Source organism: Chryseobacterium sp. VD8 (assembly GCF_037149975.1).
Classification (GTDB): Bacteria; Bacteroidota; Bacteroidia; order Flavobacteriales; family Weeksellaceae; genus Chryseobacterium; species Chryseobacterium indicum.
In genome coordinates, this window is the sequence record NZ_JBBCQL010000451.1 from 1 (window position 1) to 606 (window position 606).

Sequence of the window (606 nt, forward strand, 5' to 3'; positions counted from 1 at the left end):
GATCGTCCGAAATTTCGTTTTCAAATTCATCAATTTCATTTAGCTGATGATTAAAGATAACTTCTTCTTCCGTTTTGTTTTCATTAAACATTTCTTCCGAGATCTCTTCATCATTTTCAGGTTCAGAATTTGCCAGAATTCTTTCTTCATCCACAAAATTCAGATTCGCTCCGCTGTTTTCAGAAGTTTCATATTCATCCAGTTCATTTAACTGAGCATTGAAAACATCTTCATTCTCTTTCAAATCATTCTGAATTTCATCCTGCGAATTTTCCTCTGCAAAATTAACTAAAGTTTCGTGAAGTTCACCTTCTACAATCTCATTTAATTGATTGTTAAAAATTGCCTCTTCTTCAGTCACTTCACTTGAATAATTTCCGGCTTCGCTTCCCTCAATTTCATTAAGCTCATTATTGAAAATGGCTTCTTCTTCCGTTACTTCACTGCTGAAATCATGGGTTTCCTGCAAAGGAGCGGGTGCAGAAAAATTTTCTTTATTTTCTGAAACCAGCGAAGAATTTTCACTTCCGAAATACTCGATATTTTTTTCCAGCAGCCGGAGAAACGAAATCCTGTTGGCAAGCTCTTCTACAAGATCCTGCTTTG

1 pseudogene is annotated in these 606 nt (G+C 35.6%); it reads right to left on the reverse strand.

Features of this window, described 5'->3' with window-relative positions:
- Positions 1-606, reverse strand: a pseudogene (locus WFK35_RS22985) (hypothetical protein); the annotation flags it as partial.